This is a genomic window from Nocardia sp. NPDC003345 (assembly GCF_053589395.1).
Map to the genome: position 1 here is coordinate 1 of NZ_JBSFRU010000104.1, position 18,100 is coordinate 18,100.

An 18,100-nucleotide genomic window follows, 5' to 3' on the forward strand; every position below is an offset into this window, starting at 1 on the left:
TGTGCCGCGCCCGGCGCGTGGAAGAACACGAGGACCGAACCGTCGTTATCGGCCGATTCGAGGATCACCTGCCGCAGCGAGGCGTGGACGCCGCCCTGTTCGTCTCGGTAGAGGCGGGTCTCACTGTTCAGCCCGGCGCCGATGCGCGAGGGCGGGACGATGTGATCGACCAGCGCCGGGATCGGCCCGGCGGCCAGGGCCGCGGTCTCCTGGTTGTTGAGCCGGACTCCGGCCCGGCCGTTGTCGGCGTCCACGACCGGTTCGGCCGCGGCGGCGCTACCGGCTCCCAGGCAGGTGGCGAGGACGCCGAACGCGACCGAGGCCAGTGACAGAGCCGCACCACTGATGGCAATACGCAAGACGACCTCCCCGGCCGGTGGTTCGCAGGTTTTTCCGTTTGCGACGACACTACGCACTCGGGCCGCCGGCCTGCTGTATTTGACTCGGTACGTGTCGAACCGGCGGTATATATCACGTATGCGCCACCCTGTCGTCGACTCTCTCGGAGGGGGCTGCCAAACTGGAGGCCGTGAGTTCTCTGCGCGTGGCCGGTACGGCGGTGCCGGCCTCCAGTCAGCTTTTCCAGCGAGCCGAAGCGGTTGTTCCCGGTGGGGTCAATTCCCCGGTGCGTGCCTTCGGCTCGGTGGGAGGCACGCCGCGGTTCATCACATCGGCGAACGGCTGCCATCTGACCGACGCCGACGGTAACGATTTCATCGATCTGGTCTGCTCGTGGGGTCCGATGATCCTCGGGCACGCCCATCCCGCGGTGGTCGAGGCGGTCCGCGAGGCCGCCGGCTCGGGTCTGTCGTTCGGCGCCCCGACCGCTTCCGAGGTGGAGCTGGCCGAGGCGATCGTCGAGCGGGTGGCCCCGGTGCAGAAGGTGCGGCTGGTGAACTCGGGCACCGAGGCCACCATGAGCGCGGTCCGGCTGGCACGCGGCTACACCGGCCGCGTCAAGATCATCAAATTCGCCGGGTGTTATCACGGTCATGTCGACGCCCTGCTCGCGGAAGCGGGCTCGGGAGTGGCGACCTTCGCGCTGCCGAACTCGCCGGGTGTCACCGGAGCGCAGGCCGCCGACACCATCGTGCTGCCCTACAACGACCTCGGGGCCGTCCGCGCCGCGTTCGAGGCGCATCCCGGTGAGATCGCCGCGGTGATCACCGAGGCCGCGGCCGGGAACATGGGCGCGGTCGCGCCGCTGCCGGACTTCAACGCCGGACTGCGCCGGATCACCACCGACCACGGCGCGCTGCTCATCATGGACGAGGTGATGACCGGTTTCCGGGTGAGCAGGTCGGGCTGGTACGGGCTGGAACCGGTCGCCGCCGATCTCTACACCTACGGCAAGGTGATGAGCGGTGGACTGCCGGCGGCGGCGTTCGGCGGCCGAGCCGATGTGATGGACCGGCTGGCACCGCTGGGCCCGGTGTATCAGGCGGGCACCCTCTCGGGTAACCCGGTGGCCGTGGCGGCCGGGCTGGCCACGCTGCGCGCCGCGGACGACGAGGTCTACGCGGCGCTGGATCGCAACAGCGAACGACTCGGCATCCTGCTCACCGATGCGCTCACCGGCGCGGGGGTAGCGCACCGCGTGCAATTCGCGGGCAATATGGTGAGCGTGTTCTTCGCCGATACTCCGGTACTCGACTACACCACGGTCAAAGCCACCCAGACCTGGCGCTATCCGGCCTTCTTCCACGCTCTGCTGGACGCCGGGGTCTACGCCCCGCCCAGCGCGTTCGAGGCCTGGTTCGTCTCCGCGGCGCTCGACGACGCGGCCTTCGACCGGATAGCCGCCGCCCTACCGGCCGCCGCCGAGGCGGCCGCGAGCGCGGTGCCCGCCGGAGCCGGCTCGTGAGCCGGCCCGAGCACGAGAACGTAGCGGCCGAGGCGGACCACCGCGACGAGCCGGCGGTTCCGGACGCCGAGACCACCGGAGACGCCGCCGAGGTCGCGGCTGCCCCGCGCCTGCCGGGTGACGGTGTGGCGGAAGCGGGATCGGTGGAAACCATCGTGCATGTGCTGCGCCACGGTGAGGTGCACAACCCGCGCGGCATCCTGTACGGGCGGCTGCCGGGTTTCGGGCTCTCGGTCGCCGGACGGGCCCAGGCGGGCGCGGTCGCGCGGTCGCTGGCCGATCACGATATCGCGATGGTCATCGCCTCACCGCTGCAGCGGGCGCAGGAGACCGCGGATCCGATCGCGGGCCGGCACGGGCTCACCGTGCGCACCGACGAGAACCTCATCGAGGCCGGCAACACCTTCGAGGGGCTGCGGGTGTCGGTGGGCGACGGTGCCCTGCGTAAACCCCGCCACTGGTGGAAACTGCGGGATCCCTTCACCCCGTCCTGGGGCGAACCGTATCTGCAGATCGCGCACCGGATGCTGGCCGCGGTGAACAAGGCACGGGTGGAATCGGCCGGCCGGGAAGCGGTGCTCGTCTCCCATCAGCTGCCGGTCTGGACGCTGCGCCGGTTCCTGCAGGGGCAGCGGCTCTGGCACGACCCCCGGTCCCGGCAGTGCGGCCTGGCTTCGCTGACCTCGCTGGTGTATCGGGGCGACACCCTGGTCGATATCGTCTACTCCGAGCCCGCCGGTGCCTCGGACCCGACAGTGCACGGCGCATGAGATCGGCCCTTTCGGCCGGGAGCCGGTTGTTACCGGCGCTCGCTTCGCTGCTGTGCGTGGTGGTGTTGTCCGCGTGTTCCACCGGATCCGACGCGGTCGCCACGGGCGGCACTTTCGAATTCGTGTCGCCGGGTGGGCAGACCGATATCTTCTATGATCCGCCGTCCTCGCGCGGCACCATCGGGAAACTCTCGGGTCCGGATCTGATGTCCGATGACGGCGAGACGATTTCGGTGGACGATTTTCCCGGCCAGGTGGTCGTGGTGAATCTGTGGGGGCAGTGGTGCGGTCCGTGCCGCGCCGAAGCGCCCGCGCTCGAACAGGTCTACGAACAGACCAAGGATCTCGGGGTCGCTTTCCTCGGGATCAATGTCCGTGATTTCCAGCAGGACAAAGCCCGTGATTTCGTGGTCGACAACCATATCGGTTATCCGTCGATCTACGACCCGTCGATGCGCACACTGCTGGCGCTCGGTGGAAATTTCCCGACCAGCGTTATTCCCACCACATTGGTGCTGGATCGGGACCACCGGGTGGCAGCGGTTTTCCTGCGCGCCCTACTCGTTGAAGATCTAATGCCGGTGGTGCAGAACATCGCCGCGGAGGGAGCATCATGAGAAGTCTTCGGTCTCGAGGCGTACGCCGGTACGGGGCAACCCGCCCGCCGCGCGGAGTACGCGCCGAGGTCTTGGTGAAATCGTCGCTGGGTTCGTGGGAGCTACAGCCCGCGACCACGCCCGGTAGCGATCGGCGGGTGTCGAGTTCGCGGCCGTCGGGCGCCCGCGGTTCTACCGCGCCGGGTGGCCGCGACGGTGACCGCCGCGCGAGCACCGAGGCGGATTCGGAGCGTAGTTCGCGTTGACGGTTCTGGCAGGAGTGGGGGAGTCATTTCAGCAGACAGCGGCCACGGGCCCGCTGTTGCTGGCCCTCGGCGCCTGCCTGCTGGCCGGTCTGGTGTCGTTCGCTTCACCGTGCGTGGTGCCGCTGGTGCCGGGCTACCTGTCCTATCTGGCGGGTCTGGTGGGCGCGCAGGCGCCGCCGGTGACCGTCGAGCAGGCTCGGCGGGATCGGGCCGGGCAGCCGGCACGAGGTGGCGCGACGGCGGTGCTGACCGCACCGGATACGGCGGATCCGGAAACCACGGCTCCCGCCGGGACCGCGGACCTCGGCCGGCTCCGGGTCGCGGGTGCGGCCGGACTGTTCGTCGCCGGGTTCACGGTGGTGTTCGTATTGGCCACCGCCACGGTTTTCGGGCTGATCCAGACCCTCAACGTCAATCGTGAGCTGCTGCAGCGGCTGGGCGGTGTGGTCACCATCGTGATGGGTTTGGCGTTCATCGGTCTCATTCCCGCGCTGCAACGCGATACCCGGATGGAACCGCGGCGGCTCGCCGGTATCGCGGGTGCCCCGCTGCTGGGCGCGGTGTTCGCCCTCGGCTGGACTCCCTGCCTCGGGCCCACCCTCTCCGGGGTGATGGCGGTGGCGGCCGGAACGGAGGGCACCACGGCCGCGCGCGGGGTCGCGTTGATCGTGGCCTACTGCCTGGGTCTGGGTTTGCCGTTCGTGGTGCTGGCCTTCGGTTCGGCCGGGGCCCTGCGCGGGGTCGGATGGTTGCGGCGTAATTCCCGCACGATTCAGGTTATCGGCGGAATCTTGCTGGTCGCGGTCGGGATCGCGCTGGTCACCGGAGCCTGGGATCAGTTCGTCGGCTGGGTGCGTGACGGCTTCGTCGCCGAGGTGACACTGCCGATATGACCGTGACAGACCATCCCGAGGCGCCCCCGGCTCTACCGCCCCGGCAGTCCCCGCTCGGCCGTGCCCGGGCGGTGATCCGCAACGGCTGGCGCGGGCTCACCAGCATGCGTACCGCGCTGGTGCTGCTGTTCCTGCTGGCGCTGGCCGCCATTCCGGGTGCACTGCTGCCGCAGCGCAGCCTCAACGAGCAGAAGGTGCTCCAGTACATCGCCGATCGTCCGGTACTGGGCGAATGGATGGACCGGTTCGAGCTGTTCGACGTGTTCTCCAGTTTCTGGTTCACCGCGATCTATGTGCTGCTGTTCATATCGCTGGTGGGCTGCATCCTGCCGCGCACCGTGGACCATTACCGGGCGCTGCGTACGCCGCCGGTCCGGGTGCCGCGCAACCTGGCCCGGCTGCCGCACCATCACAGCGCTGAACTCGACGGCACCCCCGAAAGCGTCGTCGAGCAGGCGCGGACCCGGTTGCGCGGCTGGCGGACCGAGGTCCGGCCGGGTGAGCGCGACGGCGAGATGACCCTGTCCGCGGAGAAGGGGTACACCCGCGAACTGGGCAATCTGGTGTTCCATCTGGCCCTGGTGGGGCTGCTGGTGGCGATCGCGGCCGGCAAGCTTTTCGGCTACGAGGGCAACGTGATCGTCATCGCGAACAACGGGCCGGGTTTCTGCACCACTTCGCCCGCGGTGTTCGACTCGTTCCGGGCCGGCAATGTCAACGACGGCACCGGTATGACCCCCATGTGCGTGCGGGTGAAGAATTTCCGCGCCGACTATCTGGACAACGGCCAGGCCGAGATGTTCACCTCCGATATCGCGTATCAGGCGGGTGCGGATCTGGAATCGGGAACCTGGCGTGACACCACCATCAAGGTGAACCACCCACTGCGGGTCGAGGGCGATCGTGTCTACCTACAGGGGCACGGCTACGCGCCGACCTTCACGGTGACCTTCCCCAACGGCGAAACCCGCACCGAGACGGTGCAGTGGCAGCCCAACGATATGCAGACCTTCCTGTCCAGCGGCGTGCTGCGAGTCGATCCGCCGGGCGGGATGTATTCCAGCGATACCGAGCGCCGGCAGAACCAGATCGCGATCGAGGGTCTGTTCGCGCCGACGGCGAGTTTCCACGGAACCCTGATGACCTCGGTGTTTCCGGGGATGACCGATCCCGCCGTGGCGGTGGATATCTATCGCGGTGATACAGGCCTGGATACCGGCCGGCCGCAGTCGATCTTCGCGCTGGACCAGGAGATGGTGCGCCAGGGCCGGCTCTCCAAGGAGGCCCGGGTGAATCTGCGGCCGGGCGAATCGACCACATTGCCCAACGGCACGCAGGTGCGGTTCGACGGTGCGGAGGAGTTCGCCAATATCCAGGTCTCGCATGATCCGGCGCAGCAGTGGGTACTGGTGAGCGCGCTGGTGATGATGGGCGGGTTGCTGGTCTCGCTGCTGGTTTCGCGGAGGCGGGTCTGGCTGCGGGTGACTCCGGAGGGTACCGTGGACCAACGACGCGTCGTAGTAGAGATGGGCGGGCTGGCCCGCACCGACCAGGCGGGCTGGGGCGGCGAGTTCGATCGCCTCCGGGCCCGGCTGCTGGACGCGCCGGACGACCGGGCCTAGTGCCGCGGAGGCAGCATGCGCACCACACTCGGCCACCGCGGTTCTCCACCGGGCACCGCAGTATGAACACGGGAGATGAATGATGCCGATCGACGCCACTCTCGCCGGCTACAGCGATCTCGCCTACGAAACGGCGAGCGTTGTGTACGCGCTGGTGCTGGTGCTGCTGATCGTGCAGTACGCGTCGGCCCGCGCCAAACAGGTCAGCGAACGCGAACTGGTCCCGGCGGGCGGCGTCGCCGCCGGTAGCGATACCCCCGGCCGAGTCCACGAGACACCGCGCCCGCCGCTGTCGCAACGGCTCGGCAATATCGCGTTCTCGGTCCTGTTCGTGGCCGTGGGCCTGCACATCGCCTCGATCGTGCTGCGCGGATTCGCGACCGGCCGCTTCCCGCTCGGCAATATGTACGAGTTCGTATCCATGGCCACCGCGACAGCGGCGCTGGTCGGGCTCGTGTTCATGCGCGAGGAGCGCTATCGGGGAATGTGGGCGTTCCTGCTGGCTCCGCTGCTGATCCTGATGTTCCTGGGCGGCACCGTGCTCTACGCCGACGCGGCGCCGGTGGTTCCCGCGCTGCGCTCGTTCTGGTTGCCGCTGCACGTGACCATCGTCAGTATCGGCAGCGGCGTGTTCCTGGTCTCCGGTGTCGCCAGCCTGCTGTTCCTGTACCGGCTGCGGCAGCCCGAGGGGGCGGAATCACGGAACGTGCTGGGCGCGATCGCGCGCCGGCTGCCGGACGCCCGCACCCTGGACCGGCTGGCCTACCGCACCACGATCATCGGCTTCCCGCTGTTCGGCGCGGGCGTCATTCTCGGCGCGATCTGGGCCGAGGCGGCCTGGGGCCGGTTCTGGGGCTGGGATCCCAAGGAGACCTGCTCGTTCATCGCATGGGTTCTCTACGCCGCGTATCTGCACGCCCGGGCCACCTCGGGCTGGCGCGACACACGCGCGGCGTGGATCAATGTGGCCGGATTCGTGGCGATGCTGTTCAACCTGTTCATCATCAACCTGGTGGTCTCGGGGCTGCACAGCTACTCCGGGCTGAGCTGATCCACGCGGTTTTCTTACCGTCGCAATGATCGTTATGCCCCCGCAATGCGCGGTTGCTATTGTTCGGTCGGGTAATTGCTGAACTGTTTGTGACTCGATGCGCTGGTAATCGAGTGAGACCGGTCATTTCCCCTCCACCACGCGGTAAAACGCGTCGAACAGCGAGGAGAGCGGCAGTGGATTCGGATAGTTTCAGTTCGGATACGGGCGGCGAGGTGAATTGCCGCACCACGGAGGCCACGAATGAGGCGCTGATCTGCGGTTTGGAGCCCGACTCCCTGGTCAGACTGGTCCGTACCGCGGTGGGATTACCCGCCGATGCGCTCGACCGCCTCGCCGGGGTGGCCGATAAATTGCGGGCGGTGGAAGGCCTGCCGCAGCTCGACAGCACCGCCGATTAGATCCGGTCGGACGCCCGACCGAAATGGCCCGGACAATAAGTTATCCGGGCCCCGGCGATCAGGATTCTGTGGATTCGGAATCGCCGTCCCGGTGATTGCGCTGGCGTGAGATACGCCAGAGGAATTCGGGATCGTCATCGGGCCCTACGACCCGATTTCGACCCGTCCCCGGCGCGGGGGAACTCCCGGGGCCGAATGCCTTCCAGCACAGCACCGCGATCACCACGATCGCGACGAGTGCCAACAGGTAGATCACGTGGCTCACCTCCTCTATCGAGGTTAACCCTCCGCGCCGACTGCCGGTGATCGCGGCCGTCGGCAGGGGCCGGGACCGGACGATCCCGGCCGCGGGCGGCGTGGCGCCCTGCGAGGTTGCACTGCCGCGTGGGCCGGTCTCAGCCGTGCACGGTCGCCTCGGTGGTGAGCGATTCGAGCAACCGCATCACCTCCGATTCGCGGAACCTGCGATGGCCGCCCGGGGTGCGCAGGGAACCCAGCCGCCCCGCATGTGCCCAGCGGGTGACGGTCTTGGGGTCTACGTGGAACAGGGCGGCAACCTGGCCGGGGGTCAGCAGGTTCTCCTGGGCCCCGACGGCAATCGCGGTCATGGCAAACCTTTCTGTTTCGTCACGTTTTCTCATCGGATTCCGACATAGTGGCACCGATATGCCCGGGTACTCGAACCACCTACTGTTGGTAAAGGGGAAGTAATGGACAAAACGGATACACCCGGGTGACCCCTATCCGAAGTCGCTTACGCTGGTCAGGTGAGTGACGCGAACCCATCCGAGGAACAGTCCACCCCCCGGCCCGGGGCGTCGCCGGGCCGCCGGCTGGCCGGCAACCTGGCGCTCTACACCCTGGCGCGGCTGGTTCTGGTCGCCGTACTCGCGGCGGTGATCATGGTCGGCGCGCGGGTTGTCGGCGTGGAGGTGCCGCTGCTGGTGGCCGTGCTCTTCGCGATCGTGATCGCCATGCCGCTGTCGCTCACCCTGTTCAAGAGCCTGCGGGTGCGGGTGAACTCCGATATCGCGGCGGTCGACGATCGCCGGCGTCGCGACAAGGCGCAGCTCCGGGCCCGGTTGCGGGGCGATACCACCGGTGAACCGGCCGGTACCGAGACCGGCGAGGAGACGGCCCGTCGGAAATCGGGCCCGAAGGGATCGGGCAGCGGCGGCGCGGAGTGAAGTCCTGCACGCGCGGGGCCCCGCGGAGCTGGGCCGACGAGGCGGTGCGGCTCATCGACGCCGACGCCCAGCGCAGCGCCGACACCCATCTACTGCGCTATCCGCTGCCGGCCGACTGGAACATACAGCTGTACCTCAAGGACGAATCCACCCATATCACCGGCAGCCTCAAACACCGCCTGGCCCGATCGCTGTTCCTGTACGCCCTCTGTAACGGCTGGATCACCGAGGGCACCACGATCGTGGAGGCGTCCTCGGGCTCGACCGCGGTGAGCGAGGCATATTTCGCCCAGTTGCTCGGGCTGGATTTCGTGGCGGTGGTACCGGCGTCCACCTCACCGCAGAAGATCGCACTGATCGAGGCACAGGGCGGCCGGTGCCACTATGTGCGACGCCCGCCGGATATGTACACCGAGGCGGCCCGGCTGGCCGCGGAGTGCGGCGGGCACTACCTCGACCAGTTCACCAACGCCGAACGCGCCACCGACTGGCGGGGCAACAACAATATCGCCGAGTCGATCTTCGAACAGTTGCGACTGGAAACCCATCCGGTACCGGAGTGGATCGTGGTGGGGGCCGGTACCGGCGGTACGAGCGCCACCATCGGCCGCTATCTACGCTACCGGCGGCACCGCACCGGGCTGGCCGTGGTGGATCCCGATAATTCGGCGTTCTTCGGCGCCTACGAGACCGGCGCGGGCGATTACGCGACCGGTATGCCCTCGCGTATCGAGGGCATCGGGCGGCCCCGGGTGGAACCGTCGTTCGTGCCGGAAGTAGTCGATCGGATGCTCCAGGTACCGGATCCGGCCTCTATCGCGGCCGCCCGGTTCGCGAGCCGGGGGCTGGGCCGGCGGGTCGGTGGCTCCACCGGTACGAATTTCTGGGGTGCGTGCGCGCTGATCGCGGAAATGCTCGCCGCCGGGCGCAGCGGCAGCGTCGTCACCCTGCTCTGCGACGGGGGCGAGCGGTACGCGGGCACGTACTACAGCGACGACTGGATCGCGGACCAGGGCTGGGATCTGGACAGTCCGACCGCGGTCCTCGACGAGTTCTTCGCTACCGGGCGCTGGCCCGGCTGAGAGGCCACCGCGCGGCCGTATGCCGCCGGGCCGCGGCGGTGCGCTGCCAGTGGTGCGCAGCGCATACGATGGCTGCGGTATGGAGCGCGATCCGGGCCGCTCGGACGGTCCTTCTCTGCTGAATCCGGTGCCGGCGGGCGAGTCGCTCGTCGTCGCCGTGCTGGGCCGGATCGCGCTGCGCCGCGAGACCGAACTGGTGGCGGTCCCGGGCGCCCGGGCGCGCTCGCTGCTGGTGGCGCTGGCGTTGCGGCCGGGCCGGACCCGCACCGCGGCGGCCCTGATCGAGGACGTCTGGGGCGAGGACCCGCCGCGGGCGCCGATGAACGCCCTGCATACACAGGTCTCCCGGTTGCGTGCCGCGCTGCCCGACGGCGTATTGGAGGCCGGGCCAGGGGGTTACCGGCTGGCGCTGCGTCCCGGCCAGGTGGATCTGACCGCGGTGGCCGAACTGGTCCGGCTGGCGCGCGCGCAACTGCAGCGCGGCGAACCGGGTACGGCGCGGGCCGCCGTGGCGCGGGCGCGGGCGCTGTGGTCCGGTGAACCGGGCGCGGATATGCCCGCCGGCCCACTCGCCGCCGAACTCGCCGGTCTGGCTGCCGAGCACGCCGAGGCGCTCGACGATATCGACCTGGCCGCCCGGGAGGCGCTCGGCGACCTCGAGGGCGCGATAGCGCTGGGCCGCGCCCGGATGCGGGCCCGGCCCCTGGACGAGACGACCGCCCGCACCCTCATGCGGTTGCTCGCGACCGCCGGGCGGGCCAACGAGGCGCTCGACGTCTTCGCGACTCTTCGTACGGGTCTCGCCACCGAGCTGGGCACCGATCCCGGAGTCGCGGTCACCGAGCTGAATACGGCCATCCTGCGCGGGCGGTTCGAGGCCGGTGGACGGCAGAGCTCCGGGCGGCCGCCGGCGAATCCGCCGGTCGCCGCGGCGGTGGGGGTGCGCGCGGCGCCGAACGCGCTGCTCGGACGCGATGACGATCTCGCCGAACTGGCCCGGCTGCTGCGGGAATCGCGGGTTGTCACCGTGCTGGGGCCGGGGGGCGCCGGAAAGACCAGGCTGGCCAACGCGATCGGGATGCGGGTCGCGGCGCAACTGCCGGTGGTGCTGGTGGAGCTGGCCTCGCTGCGTCCGGAGTCCGGCGGGGCCGGCGGTGCACTCGAGATCGAGACCGCGATCGGCACGGCGATGGGCCTCGGCGAGGCCGGACGCGAGCGTGGGTTGCCGCCTTCGCGGCCCCGCCCGGATTCCGCGCGGCGGCTGCGTGACGCGCTGTCGGCCCGCCCGATGCTGCTGGTGCTGGACAACTGTGAGCATCTGATCGACGCGGCCGCGGCGGCGGTGGCCGATCTGGTGGGTAGCTGTCCGCAGCTGGTCGTGCTCACTACCAGCCGCAGCCCGCTGGCCATCACCGCCGAGACCGTCTATCCGCTGGCCCCGCTGGCCATCGACCCCACCGGATCTCCCGCCACCGATCTGTTCACCGCCCGGGCCCGCGCGGTGCGGCCTTCGGTGCGGCTGGATATGGAGGTCGTCGCCCGGCTGTGCCACAAGCTGGACGGGCTGCCGCTGGCGATCGAGCTGGCCGCGGCCCGGGTCCGGACGATGAGCGTCGAAGATATCGAACGGCGCCTCGATCAGCGATTCGCCCTGCTGCGCACCGGCGACCGCACCTCACCGGAACGGCATCGCACCCTGCACGCGGTGATCGCGTGGAGCTGGAATCTGCTCGAACCGGCACAGCGGATCACGCTGCGCCGGATGTGCCGCTTCCCGGCGGGTTTCACCCTGGCGGCCGCCGAGACGGTAGCCGGCGGCGCGGAGGTGGGCGATATCTCGGCCGCTGTGGACGGACTGGTGGCACAATCGCTGCTCACCGTCGTCGAGGCGGAGGCCGAGGGTGACGACCCGTGGCCGCAGGTCCGCTACCGGATGCTGGAAACGGTCCGGGAATTCGGCGAACAGCAGCTCGTCGAGGCCGGCGACGCCGGATCGGAAGCCGAACTGGTGGATGCGCGGATGGCGTGCTGGGCACGCGAATTCGCGGTGGCGGTCGCCGCGGAGGTGCGCGGCGGCGACCAGCTCGAACCCGCGCTGCGGGTGGCGGTCGAACTGGACAACCTGGTGGCCGTGCTGCGCCGGGCCTTGGCGGACGCGGATCGCGAAACCGTGTACGCGGTGTTCCCGGTGGTCGCCATGCGCTGGGTGGTCCACGGCGCGCATATGGAATTCATGAGCTGGATTCCCCGGCTGTCCGAGATCGTGCCACCGGCGCGGCCGTACGGGGTCTACGCCGAACTGGAATTGCTCGGTCACGCCCTGATCGCCCTGCATATGGCGTTCATGAACCGGAACCTGCGGGAGCTGGCGCGGATCAGGGTGCGCGTGCGCGCGCTGCTGCGCGCCGAGACCGGGATGAGCGAGGCGTTCCGGTTCCAGGGACAGATGCTCGTGTGCCCGGCCCGCGGCACCGGAATGGCGCGGCTGCTGGCGCGCGGTGTGCGGTCGGCCGATACCGCGACCCGGGCGATCGCGCTGGTGGCCCGCGCGAACATCTGGGAGAACATGGGCCGTATCCACGGCTCACAGCGCGACGGGCTGGCGGCAGCCGAGTTGTACGGCGAAGCCGAGGTCTGGAGCCGGGGGATGGTCGCGCAGCATCTGGGCTCCCTTGCCGGGCAGACCGGGCATTACCGGGAATCGGTGGCGCACTACGAAAGCGCGGCCGAGTCGCTGCGCCGGATCCACGCCTATGAGGAGAGCCTGGAGGTGCACTCGTATCTGGCGGTTTCGCTGGCCGGTCTGGGGGAGACGGCCCGGGCGCGCCGGGAGATCGGCTCGGCGCTGGGACTGTCCGGATCGGGCACGCGGGGAACGGATCTCATCGATGACCCCGGCGTCCGGTTCAACCACCGGCTGGCGATGATCGCGGCGGCGCTGGCCGAAGTCGAACTCGCCGAGGGCGATACCGACTCCGGGTTGCGGCATTTCCGGCGGGCTCTGGAACTGATGGGCTGGCCGTTCCGGGAATCCGCACCCGGGCCGGGGACCCTGCTGATGTGTTCGGCGAACCTGGCCGCGCACGTTCTGGCCGGGCGGGTGGATCTGGTCGCCGATGTCGTACCGTCTGTCGCGGTCTTCACGGCGAACCCGCTCGAGCAGGTACCGGACCTGCCCCGGATCGGGACGGTGGCCTGCGCGCTCGGTTCGGCGCTGCTGGCCCTGGACGAACGGGACAACCGCGGAGCGCAGCTGCTCGCGCTGGCGCCCGCGGTCGTGCCCCGGCAGGATTTTCCCGTGATGCGGTGGCAACGTCATCACGATCTGTGGCGTCCGCGGCTGGGACCGGCGTGGCCGGTGGTGGAACGGCACCACCGCGGTCGCGCGGGTGCGCGGATCGTGGAACTGCTGACGGAAGTGGCCGCGCGCGGACCTGCGGCCACGGCGGGCCCGGCCGGCTGAGCGTGACACCGATCCGCCGGCCGAGCCCGCCCGCGCGCTCAGGCCCGGCGCATATAAGCGCGGACGGTGAGCGGGGCGAAGACGGCGATGATCGCCGCCGCGCCGACCAGCGACCACACCACGTGCATACCGGCGTGCCCGTTGTTCATCAGATCCCGGCAGGCCCACACCAGATGCGAGACCGGGTTCACGTCGATGAACGCCTGCAGCCAGCCCGGCATGGTCTCCTTGGGGACGAAGGCCGGGGAAGCGAAGGTCAGCGGGAACATGACCATCATCGAATAACCCTGGACCGCGGCGGCCTTGTTGGCGATCACGCCGAAGAACGCCCAGATCCAGCTGGTCGCGAACGAGCAGACCACCACGAGCAGGATCGCCGCCACGACCCCGGCCGGATCAGGACGGAAGCCCATGATCAGGCCCATCACCAGCGTCAGGATCGAGGCGATCCCGTAGCGCACCATATCGGCGGTGAGCGCGCCCGACAGCGCCGAGATCCGGGCTATGGGCAGGGATTTGAAACGGTCGAAAACGCCCTTCTCCATATCCTCCTTGAGCTGCACACCGGTGACGACCGAGGTCATCACCACGGTCTGCACCAGGATGCCCGGGATGATCACCGGCAGATAGCTGTGCACATCACCGGAGATGGCCCCGCCGAAGATGTAGGTGAACATCAGGGTGAAGATGATCGGCTGGATCACCACGTCGAACAGCTGCTCGGGATTGTGCTTGATCTTGAGCAGGCCGCGGTAGGCCATGGTCAAGGTGTTCTCTACGGTCCGGCGCAGCCCGATGCGGTCGGCGGTCCGGGGGACCGGCCGGGCCGCGGTGGACGCCGGGGCGGTGAGGGTCGTGGTCATGCTGCGGTCCGTTCGGGGTCGGTTTCGGTATCGGCCGGATGGCCGGTGAGGGTGAAGAACACCTCGTCGAGGCTGGGCCGGCTCACGTTGATCTCCTCGACGGCGATACCGCGTTCGCGCAACCCGATCAGCAGATCGGTGGTGTCGCCGGCGTCGGGCAGGGCGGCGGTGAGCCGGCCGGCCTCCGGGGTCGCCTGCGGCTCGGTGCCGAGCACCTCGGCCAGCACCCGGCGGGCGAGGTCGAGCTGGGAGCGGTCGGCCAGGGTCAGATGCAGGGAGGAGCCGCCGATGGAGGATTTGAGTTCGTCGGCGGTGCCGTCGGCGATCACCCGGCCGCGGTCGATCACCGCGATCCGGTCGGCCAGCTGATCGGCCTCGTCGAGGTACTGCGTGGTGAGCAGCACCGTGGTGCCGCGCCGCACCAGTCCGCGGATGGTTTCCCACATCTGGGCGCGGGTGCGCGGATCGAGTCCGGTGGTGGGCTCGTCGAGGAACAGCAGCGGCGGGGTCGCGATGAGCCCGGCCGCGAGGTCCAGCCGGCGGCGCATACCGCCGGAGAAATTCTTCAGGGCCTTGTCGGCGGCGTCGGTGAGGGCGAACTCCTCCAGTAGTTCCGCGGTTCGGCGCCGGGCCGCCGCCCGGCTCAGCCCGAGGAGCCGGGAGAAGATCATCAGATTCTCGGTGGCGGTCAGATCCTCGTCCACCGAGGCGTACTGCCCGGTCACCCCGATGAGGGAGCGGACGGTGGAGGGTTCCCGGACCACATCGTGCCCGAACACCCGTGCGCTACCACCGTCGGGACGCAGCAGCGTGGCCAGCATCCGGATGGTGGTGGTCTTACCGGCGCCGTTGGGCCCGAGGACGCCGTAGACCGTGCCCGTCGGTACGGCCAGGCTCACTCCGTCGACGGCCCGCTGGGTGCCGAACACCTTGACCAGGTCGGTCGCCTCGATGGCGAGACCGGCCGCGGATTCGTGATTCGTCATGGGATTCACGGTGCTCTTCCGTTCTTGCGTCGCTCTTGCACGGCGATTGCGAGTGGCCGTCAATTTTTGTTGACATCCGGCCGAGTGTCAATCAAAATTGACGTATGACAGAAGCGACGACACTCGCCGCGGCGGCGGGCAGCCCCGACCCCGCGGTCGGGCTACGAGCCGTCCTGGCGTTGCGCAGGCTGCTCGAACGACTGGAGGCGATCCAGGTGGCCAACGCCAGGGATCAGGGTTGGTCCTGGCAGGCCATCGCCGACGCCCTGGAGGTCAGCAAGCAGGCGGTTCATCAGAAGTACAACCGGAAAGACAGGGGACGGTAGATGTTCGAGAGATTCGCCAAGAGCGCGCGTTCGGTGGTGGTCGCGGCGCAGGAACAGGCGCGCGCCCTGCATTCGCCGGAGATCCGTGTCGAGCATCTACTGCTCGCCCTGCTCGAAGCGGGCGGACCCCGGCTGCGGGCGCTGCTGGAGGAGAACGGGGTCACCGAATCGGGCGCTCTGCACGAACTCACCGAGGAGGTGAGTGGGCGCCCGCTCGGCCCGGAGGACGCCGAGGCCCTGCGATCGATCGGTATCGACCTGGACGCTGTCCGGGAAAGCCTGGAGGCGACCTTCGGCGCCGACGCGCTCGATCGCGCGCATCCGGCCCGGGAGTCCAAGGAGCGGCGGGGCGGCCTGTTCGGTCATATCCCGTTCGACTCCGGCGCCAAGAAGGTCATCGAACTCTCGCTGCGGGAGGCGCTGGCCCGCAAGGACAAGACGATCGAAACAGGTCATATCCTGCTCGCCGTGCTCCGGGCGCCCAACGCGGTCACCACCGGAATCCTCGGCGGCCCCGACCGGCTCGACGGGTTGCGGTCCCAGGTCCAGGTGCTGCTGGATCAGGCCGCCTGACCGAGGGCGGGCCCGGACAACCGTGGTCCGCCCCGGCACCGGCTCCCGGTGCGGACACCCGGGCTGAGTGGGAATTACCGCTGGATCCGCCGCGACCGGCCGCCGTGTGCTTAGCATGAGTCATGCAGCTTCTGCTCCGGTTGATCGGCACCGCATTCGCCATCTGGCTGGCCGCACTATGGGTCGGCGGCATCGAGATCTTCTCCCCACCGGATCAGGGCAACGGTGCCAAAATCGTCGTCCTGCTCGCGGTGGCGGCGGTGTTCACCGTCGTGAACGCCTTCGTCAAACCGATCGTGCAGCTGCTGTCGCTGCCGCTGGTGATCGTGACCTTGGGCCTGTTCCTGCTGGTCATCAACGCGCTGATGCTGTGGCTCACCGCGTGGATCACCGAGGCCACCGACTACGGCTTGCGGATCGACGGGTTCTGGGCGGCGCTGCTGGGCGCGATCATCATCACGATCGTGAACTGGGCCCTCGGCATCATCCTTCCCGACGGAGACTGACCGCCGGCGCCTTCCGGGTGGTGCGGCCGAGCGGGCCGGCTATCCGAGCCAGAGGGCGATGGCGCCGAGCGCGGACCAGGCCAGCAGGGCCAGGCCCGAATCACGCAGCGCCGGGATCAGCTCCAGGCCGGACCGGTCCGTGCGAACCGGAGTGTTCGCGCGGACCGCCAGCGGTACTGCCAGCAGGCCCGCCAGCGCCCACGGGGTACGCGCGACCAGCACCAGGGTCATCACGAACGGGATGACCATCAGCACCAGATGCAGCGTGCGGGTCCGGGTATCGCCCAGTTTCACCGCGAGGGTGGTCTTGCCCGTTTCGGTATCGGTGGGGATATCGCGCAGGTTGTTGGCCACCAGTACCCCGCTGGAGAACGATCCCACCCCGACCGCGAGGGCCACTCCGGCCCAATCGATGCGCCCGGCCTGGACGAACTGGGTGCCGAGCACCGCGATCAGGCCGAAGAAGACGAAAACCGCGACCTCACCGAATCCGCTGTAACCGTAAGGTTTGCTGCCACCGGTGTAGAACCAGGCGCCCGCCAGGCAGACCGCGCCGACCAGCACCAGCCACCACGCGGACAGGGCGGCCAGGATCAGGCCCAGAACCGCCCCGGCCGCCAGGCACGCCACCGCGGCCCCACGTACCGCCGCCGGCGAGGCCAGGCCCGAACCGACCAGCCGCAGCGGGCCGACCCGGTCGTCGTCGGTGCCGCGGATACCGTCGGAGTAGTCGTTGGCGAAGTTGACCCCGATGATGAGCGCCATCGAAACACCCAGCGCCAGCAGCGCTTTCCACCACACCGCGCCGTCGATCGCGGCGGCGGCGCCGGTACCGGCCAGGACGGGGGCGATAGCGTTCGGCAGAGTGCGGGGCCGGGCGCCCTCGATCCATTGTGCTGCGGTAGCCATCACCGCAGCCTAGCGGGAGCGGTGCTCATCGGCCGCGCTCGTCGCCGCCGGTGATCGCGGCCCGAACCGGCCGCGATGCTTACTTGCCAGAGTGGGCCGGTGCGGGCATTCTCGACACAGTTGGACTGATCTTCCTCTCGGCGGGTAGTCGCCCGGCGAGGCGTACACGGAGGAGAGGAGCCGCAATGGCCCAGCACGAGCCGCCCCGCACGACCGAACTCGGCGCCTTCGAGGAGATGTCCGAGGCCGATCGCGCCGAACAGGCCACACCGGCGTATCCCGACGACGCCCCGTACAGCGATGTCGACCCCCGTTCGGTCCCCGACGATCGCCCCGTACCCGACGCGGCGGTGCCCGTGGCGGATATCCGGGACACCTGGGAGGCCGATCCGGCCGATATGGCCGAACAGGCGATCGCGGTCCCGCTGGGTGACGACTACGACGGCGCCTACGCCGACGACGAACCCTGAACCGCGAGTCGGCGGATCAGGACGCCGAACCGGCGAGCAACGTTCTCCGCAGCCCGGCCCGGTCGGGTTTACCCGGGCCGAGCAGCGGGATCTCGTCGACGAGGGCGAAATCGCGCGGTGCGGCGACCGCGTCGAGTTCGGCCAGCACATGGTCGCGCAGATCGTCGAGAGTGGGCGTGGTGCCCGGTACGGGCACCACCGGCCCCCCGACCCCCCGGCCCACCCGCACGTCGGGGCGCGCCCGCAGGGGCGAGCGGGGGGGGGGGCGACAT

21 protein-coding genes are annotated in these 18,100 nt (G+C 69.3%); 14 read left to right on the forward strand and 7 right to left on the reverse strand.

Annotated features, from left to right (window positions below; all coding sequences use genetic code 11):
- The coding region (locus tag ACWDU1_RS14215) for a hypothetical protein (RefSeq protein WP_449998625.1) at positions 1 to 359 on the reverse strand (359 nt) is incomplete at its 3' end.
- 170 nt (positions 360 to 529) lie between these two features.
- Here ACWDU1_RS14215 and hemL point away from each other — a divergent pair.
- The 7 genes from hemL to ACWDU1_RS14250 all read left to right on the forward strand — a co-directional run bounded on the left by hemL (position 530) and on the right by ACWDU1_RS14250 (position 7,463).
- Entirely contained in the window at positions 530 to 1,864 is a 1,335-nt protein-coding gene (gene hemL / locus ACWDU1_RS14220; protein ID WP_449998627.1) for a glutamate-1-semialdehyde 2,1-aminomutase, read from the forward strand.
- A 125-nt stretch (positions 1,865 to 1,989) separates the two neighbouring features.
- Positions 1,990 to 2,634 carry a histidine phosphatase family protein gene (locus ACWDU1_RS14225; RefSeq protein ID WP_449998654.1) on the forward strand — a complete coding sequence of 215 codons (645 nt, stop codon included), beginning with the start codon at positions 1,990 to 1,992 and terminating at the stop codon, positions 2,632 to 2,634.
- Complete coding sequence (locus ACWDU1_RS14230; RefSeq protein ID WP_449998628.1) at positions 2,631 to 3,251, forward strand: TlpA disulfide reductase family protein; 621 nt, start codon at positions 2,631 to 2,633, stop codon at positions 3,249 to 3,251. The genes ACWDU1_RS14225 and ACWDU1_RS14230 overlap by 4 nt, the downstream gene beginning before the upstream one ends.
- Before the next feature lie 241 nt (positions 3,252 to 3,492).
- The gene (locus ACWDU1_RS14235) at positions 3,493 to 4,389 is read left to right on the forward strand and encodes a cytochrome c biogenesis CcdA family protein (protein WP_449998630.1); all 897 of its coding nucleotides are present in this window, start codon (positions 3,493 to 3,495) and stop codon (positions 4,387 to 4,389) included.
- The gene (gene resB / locus ACWDU1_RS14240; protein WP_449998632.1) at positions 4,386 to 6,011 is read left to right on the forward strand and encodes a cytochrome c biogenesis protein ResB; all 1,626 of its coding nucleotides are present in this window, start codon (positions 4,386 to 4,388) and stop codon (positions 6,009 to 6,011) included. Before ACWDU1_RS14235 ends, resB begins: the two co-directional genes overlap by 4 nt.
- Positions 6,012 to 6,093: 82 nt before the next feature.
- The gene (ccsB, locus tag ACWDU1_RS14245) at positions 6,094 to 7,062 is read left to right on the forward strand and encodes a c-type cytochrome biogenesis protein CcsB (protein ID WP_449998633.1); all 969 of its coding nucleotides are present in this window, start codon (positions 6,094 to 6,096) and stop codon (positions 7,060 to 7,062) included.
- Between the two features lie 176 nt (positions 7,063 to 7,238).
- Complete coding sequence (locus tag ACWDU1_RS14250; RefSeq protein ID WP_449998635.1) at positions 7,239 to 7,463, forward strand: hypothetical protein; 225 nt, start codon at positions 7,239 to 7,241, stop codon at positions 7,461 to 7,463.
- A gap of 58 nt (positions 7,464 to 7,521) precedes the next feature.
- Here ACWDU1_RS14250 and ACWDU1_RS14255 read toward each other — a convergent pair whose 3' ends face one another.
- A complete protein-coding gene (locus ACWDU1_RS14255) occupies positions 7,522 to 7,719 on the reverse strand; it encodes a hypothetical protein (RefSeq protein WP_449998655.1) in 198 nt (65 codons plus the stop codon).
- Between the two features lie 139 nt (positions 7,720 to 7,858).
- A complete protein-coding gene (locus ACWDU1_RS14260; protein WP_357425438.1) occupies positions 7,859 to 8,071 on the reverse strand; it encodes a BldC family transcriptional regulator in 213 nt (70 codons plus the stop codon).
- 159 nt (positions 8,072 to 8,230) lie between these two features.
- Between ACWDU1_RS14260 and ACWDU1_RS14265 the strand changes: the two genes are divergently transcribed.
- From ACWDU1_RS14265 to ACWDU1_RS14275, 3 genes are all read left to right on the forward strand, one after another.
- A complete protein-coding gene (locus ACWDU1_RS14265) occupies positions 8,231 to 8,650 on the forward strand; it encodes a DUF4229 domain-containing protein (RefSeq protein WP_449998637.1) in 420 nt (139 codons plus the stop codon).
- On the forward strand, positions 8,647 to 9,732 hold the full coding sequence (locus ACWDU1_RS14270; protein ID WP_449998639.1) for a PLP-dependent cysteine synthase family protein: 1,086 nt from the start codon (positions 8,647 to 8,649) through the stop codon (positions 9,730 to 9,732). Before ACWDU1_RS14265 ends, ACWDU1_RS14270 begins: the two co-directional genes overlap by 4 nt.
- Before the next feature lie 79 nt (positions 9,733 to 9,811).
- The gene (locus tag ACWDU1_RS14275) at positions 9,812 to 13,195 is read left to right on the forward strand and encodes an AfsR/SARP family transcriptional regulator (protein WP_449998641.1); all 3,384 of its coding nucleotides are present in this window, start codon (positions 9,812 to 9,814) and stop codon (positions 13,193 to 13,195) included.
- A gap of 38 nt (positions 13,196 to 13,233) precedes the next feature.
- On the opposite strand, the gene ACWDU1_RS14280 is transcribed toward ACWDU1_RS14275, so the two are convergent.
- Both ACWDU1_RS14280 and ACWDU1_RS14285 read right to left on the reverse strand, forming a co-directional pair.
- Positions 13,234 to 14,058, reverse strand: a complete 825-nt coding sequence (locus tag ACWDU1_RS14280) for an ABC transporter permease (protein ID WP_449998642.1) — start codon at positions 14,056 to 14,058, stop codon at positions 13,234 to 13,236.
- Positions 14,055 to 15,044, reverse strand: a complete 990-nt coding sequence (locus tag ACWDU1_RS14285) for an ATP-binding cassette domain-containing protein (RefSeq protein ID WP_449998644.1) — start codon at positions 15,042 to 15,044, stop codon at positions 14,055 to 14,057. The genes ACWDU1_RS14280 and ACWDU1_RS14285 overlap by 4 nt, the downstream gene beginning before the upstream one ends.
- Positions 15,045 to 15,148: 104 nt before the next feature.
- Here ACWDU1_RS14285 and ACWDU1_RS14290 point away from each other — a divergent pair, with 104 nt between their 5' ends.
- From ACWDU1_RS14290 to ACWDU1_RS14300, 3 genes are all read left to right on the forward strand, one after another.
- Entirely contained in the window at positions 15,149 to 15,370 is a 222-nt protein-coding gene (locus tag ACWDU1_RS14290) for a helix-turn-helix domain-containing protein (RefSeq protein WP_449998646.1), read from the forward strand.
- Entirely contained in the window at positions 15,371 to 15,943 is a 573-nt protein-coding gene (locus ACWDU1_RS14295) for a Clp protease N-terminal domain-containing protein (protein WP_449998648.1), read from the forward strand. It abuts the gene before it with no gap.
- A 122-nt stretch (positions 15,944 to 16,065) separates the two neighbouring features.
- A complete protein-coding gene (locus ACWDU1_RS14300) occupies positions 16,066 to 16,449 on the forward strand; it encodes a phage holin family protein (RefSeq protein WP_449998649.1) in 384 nt (127 codons plus the stop codon).
- A gap of 39 nt (positions 16,450 to 16,488) precedes the next feature.
- Here ACWDU1_RS14300 and ACWDU1_RS14305 read toward each other — a convergent pair whose 3' ends face one another.
- The gene (locus tag ACWDU1_RS14305; protein ID WP_449998650.1) at positions 16,489 to 17,358 is read right to left on the reverse strand and encodes a 1,4-dihydroxy-2-naphthoate polyprenyltransferase; all 870 of its coding nucleotides are present in this window, start codon (positions 17,356 to 17,358) and stop codon (positions 16,489 to 16,491) included.
- A gap of 185 nt (positions 17,359 to 17,543) precedes the next feature.
- Here ACWDU1_RS14305 and ACWDU1_RS14310 point away from each other — a divergent pair, with 185 nt between their 5' ends.
- Positions 17,544 to 17,828 carry a hypothetical protein gene (locus ACWDU1_RS14310; protein ID WP_449998652.1) on the forward strand — a complete coding sequence of 95 codons (285 nt, stop codon included), beginning with the start codon at positions 17,544 to 17,546 and terminating at the stop codon, positions 17,826 to 17,828.
- A gap of 16 nt (positions 17,829 to 17,844) precedes the next feature.
- On the opposite strand, the gene ACWDU1_RS14315 is transcribed toward ACWDU1_RS14310, so the two are convergent.
- On the reverse strand, positions 17,845 to 18,100 hold a 256-nt coding region (locus tag ACWDU1_RS14315), incomplete at its 5' end, for an AMP-binding enzyme (protein ID WP_449998653.1).